The sequence below is a fragment of the Microbacterium sp. BF1 genome, from assembly GCF_019279095.1.
Taxonomy (GTDB): domain Bacteria; phylum Actinomycetota; class Actinomycetes; order Actinomycetales; family Microbacteriaceae; genus Microbacterium; species Microbacterium maritypicum.
Genome location: NZ_JAGYWT010000330.1, coordinates 1 through 2,788 on the forward strand (window position 1 = coordinate 1; position 2,788 = coordinate 2,788).

The 2,788-nt window shown below is 62.3% G+C and carries 6 protein-coding genes; 2 read left to right on the plus strand and 4 right to left on the minus strand.

Annotation, left to right across the window (positions count from 1 at the left end):
* Window positions 1–199: 199 nt before the first annotated feature.
* The 3 genes from KZA10_RS11510 to KZA10_RS11520 are packed head-to-tail and all read right to left on the minus strand — an operon-like array spanning window position 200 to window position 1,591.
* Window positions 200–1,024 carry an alpha/beta fold hydrolase gene (locus KZA10_RS11510; protein WP_218682948.1) on the minus strand — a complete coding sequence of 275 codons (825 nt, stop codon included), beginning with the start codon at window positions 1,022–1,024 and terminating at the stop codon, window positions 200–202.
* Window positions 1,021–1,323, minus strand: a complete 303-nt coding sequence (locus tag KZA10_RS11515; RefSeq protein ID WP_044496365.1) for a HigA family addiction module antitoxin — start codon at window positions 1,321–1,323, stop codon at window positions 1,021–1,023. Before KZA10_RS11515 ends, KZA10_RS11510 begins: the two co-directional genes overlap by 4 nt.
* On the minus strand, window positions 1,310–1,591 hold the full coding sequence (locus KZA10_RS11520; protein ID WP_218682949.1) for a type II toxin-antitoxin system RelE/ParE family toxin: 282 nt from the start codon (window positions 1,589–1,591) through the stop codon (window positions 1,310–1,312). Before KZA10_RS11520 ends, KZA10_RS11515 begins: the two co-directional genes overlap by 14 nt.
* Before the next feature lie 191 nt (window positions 1,592–1,782).
* Between KZA10_RS11520 and KZA10_RS11525 the strand changes: the two genes are divergently transcribed.
* Entirely contained in the window at window positions 1,783–2,256 is a 474-nt protein-coding gene (locus tag KZA10_RS11525) for a hypothetical protein (protein ID WP_218682950.1), read from the plus strand.
* A 2-nt stretch (window positions 2,257–2,258) separates the two neighbouring features.
* A complete protein-coding gene (locus KZA10_RS11530) occupies window positions 2,259–2,471 on the plus strand; it encodes a helix-turn-helix transcriptional regulator (protein ID WP_218682952.1) in 213 nt (70 codons plus the stop codon).
* A gap of 15 nt (window positions 2,472–2,486) precedes the next feature.
* Here the strand turns inward: KZA10_RS11530 and KZA10_RS11535 are convergent.
* On the minus strand, window positions 2,487–2,788 hold a 302-nt coding region (locus KZA10_RS11535; RefSeq protein ID WP_218682951.1), incomplete at its 5' end, for a hypothetical protein.

A 2,788-nucleotide genomic window follows, 5' to 3' on the forward strand; every position in this document is an offset into this window, starting at 1 on the left:
CGAGAGTGACCTCCGGATCACGACTCTCCGCAACGCGGATCACATCGTCGCGGAACTCCTTGGGAAACGGCTTGGGCATGATGACATCCTTCCAGGCCAGCCATCTCGGCTAGCCACGCTAGATGTCGCCTGTTCCTGCATCAGACCCAAGGTTTAGTTCGAGAACCGGAACTCGACCACGTCGCCGCAGCTAACAACCTCAGCGGACACTGGTCCGCGAGTCGCTGGCCTGATCGCGAGATAACCAGCGGCGAAGCACGTCGATCCACTCGTCGAAGGCGTCGAGGTGCGCATCATGGCTGCCGCCAGAGAGATCGACTCTGACCGTCTCGGGCCTGCGCCGGATCAGCTCGCCCTTGTCGGCATCGCTGAACATCCCGTGCTTGGTGAAAATCGCGAGCGTTGGAACCTGCAGAGCTTCCCACTCGTCCCAGCGCGGTTCATGCACAGCCTCGATCGTGCGTTGCATGACCGCGGCGTCGAAACGCGGGACGAGCCCATCATCCGTCGACTGGAGATCCGCTACCCAGGCATCAACGATCGCGTCATCACCGAGGAACTCGCTGGCAGCGGCCTCGTCCCGGAACGGAACCGGCCAGGACGCGAAGTACGCGCCGAGACCAGCAGCCTCGCGCGGATCGTCACTCCCCGACACATGACCTTCGAGCATCACGAGCCCGTCGGCCAGGTCTGGGCGCGCTGCTGCTGCGAGAAAAGCAGTGTGGGCTCCCATCGACTGCCCGACGAGCGTCGCTCGACTCCCTGGGGCGAGCTCCTCGATCGCCGCCACGACGTCGCCGACGAAGGCGTCGCGGGATACATCATCGGGAAGCCGCGTGCTCGCACCGTGCCCTCGCTGGTCCACGAGCAGGACCCGATGGTCCTGCAACGCTCGCGCCGTGCGCAGCAACTCCCGTGAGCTCCCGGCAAGCCCGTGCAGCAGCACGACGACAGGGCCGTCGCCGCCGAGGTCGGTGACCGCGATGCAGACGCCTCCGGGGCGTTGCACGACGCAGCTGGTCACGCGACCTGTAGCGGCGCGATCGCCGCGATCTGCTCACCTGCTGCGTCCTCGGCGCGGTCGAGCTCATAGTGGCTCTGCAGGTTGATCCAGAACTCGGCCGACGTGCCGAAGTACCTCGCGAGCCGCAGCGCCGTGTCTGCGGTGATCCCCCGCTTGCCGTGCACGATCTCGTTGATCCGCCGGGGTGGGACGCCGATCGACACGGCGAGCTTGTTCTGTGTGATGCCGAAGCCCTCGATGAAGTCCTCCATGAGGACCTCACCTGGGTGGATCGGCTCGATCCTGTCAGTGGTAGTCAACGATCTCCACCTCCTCCGGTCCGGCGTCCGTCCACACGAAGCAGATCCGCCACTGGTCGTTGATTCTGATGCTGTGCTGTCCGGCTCGATCGCCTCTCAGCGCTTCGAGCCTGTTGCCTGGTGGGATGCGGAGGTCGTCGAGCACCTCCGCTGAGCCCACCTGGCGCAATTTCCGCAACGCGACTCGGTGGATCCTCGGATCGATCGAGCGCACGCGTTCACGACGCCACAGCCGTTCGGTGTCCTTGTTGCCGAACGATCTGATCACGCGACCAGTCTATAACGAAGTCCGTCATTAACGCTATACGTTAAACCGGAACTCCACCGAGTTCCCGCACATACCAACCTCACGCGCGAGGAGGCAACCGGCCGGAATCCCGAGAGGGCGAACTTGCGTAAAGCGAGCTATACATGTCAAGCTAGCTTCACATGTCAAACAAGCTTCACACAGGAGAGTTCATGAACACCGAGTCACACAACGACAGCCGCACACGTTGGGGCCGTGTCAACTTCGCCGGAGGGCATGTCCCCGCGATGGCGGTTGCGATCCCTGCGGGATTGATCCTGGCCATCGGAGTCGGCGCACTGACGCTCTTGACCAAAGTCGCCCCGGGCGATCAGGCTCTGGTCATCGCCGGCGTATTCGCCCTCGTGATGTCGTGGGGTTTCATCGGCCTCATCTGGATACTGGTAGTGGATCGCTCGACTCTGCGGGGCGCAATCGACAACCCGGATGAGTCGATCGAGTCGAAGTGGCTCGACTCCGCGATGGCGGGCGCGCTCCGAGACACGATCACGTTGACCGGAGTCACCCTCGCGGCTCTCGCCATTACCGGCTTCGATCTCGATGTCATGTGGGCCCTCATTGGAGTGATCGGGATCGCCTTCTTCAGCACCGTTGTGCGCTATCTCATGGCGAAGAAGCGTGGCTGATGATGAAGAATTCCCTTCAGGAACGCCGACTGGACCGCGGCTGGTCACAACAGCACCTCGCCGACGAGCTCGGAGTCTCCCGCCAGACCGTCATCTCCATCGAGCGTGGACGCTTCGACCCGTCATTGCCGCTAGCCTTCCGTCTGGCAGCGGTCTTCGACTGCAGGATCGATGAACTCTTCGATCCCCAAACCGAAGACCCTCATCCGAGTTGACACCCAGCATGCGGCCTAGGCGATGGCAAGGTTGAAGCGGAACGCGACTATACGTTGAAACGAAACTCCACCGAGTTCCGGTGCTTTCGGAACCTTTAGTGCTAAGGCTGTTCCATGGCTAACAAATGCAGTCTGACCTGGGTCTTTAGTGCGAGGAGTAACTACGCAGAGGGAGACCTGCGCCAGTTGGTGAATCGGCCTGACTTTCGTTCCGTTCTTCAAGCAAGGATGGAACACGATGAACAGGAAGTATTCGCCGGAGATGCGTGAGCGGGCGTTGCGGATGCTCGCGGAGACGCGACCGTCGCACCCGAACA

What these genes read in the sequence shown, in the direction of transcription:
- KZA10_RS11525 (WP_218682950.1), top strand. Translation starts at nt 1,783, where the DNA reads ATGAACACCGAGTCACACAACGACAGCCGCACACGTTGGGGCCGTGTC.
- KZA10_RS11530 (WP_218682952.1), top strand. Translation starts at nt 2,259, where the DNA reads ATGAAGAATTCCCTTCAGGAACGCCGACTGGACCGCGGCTGGTCACAA.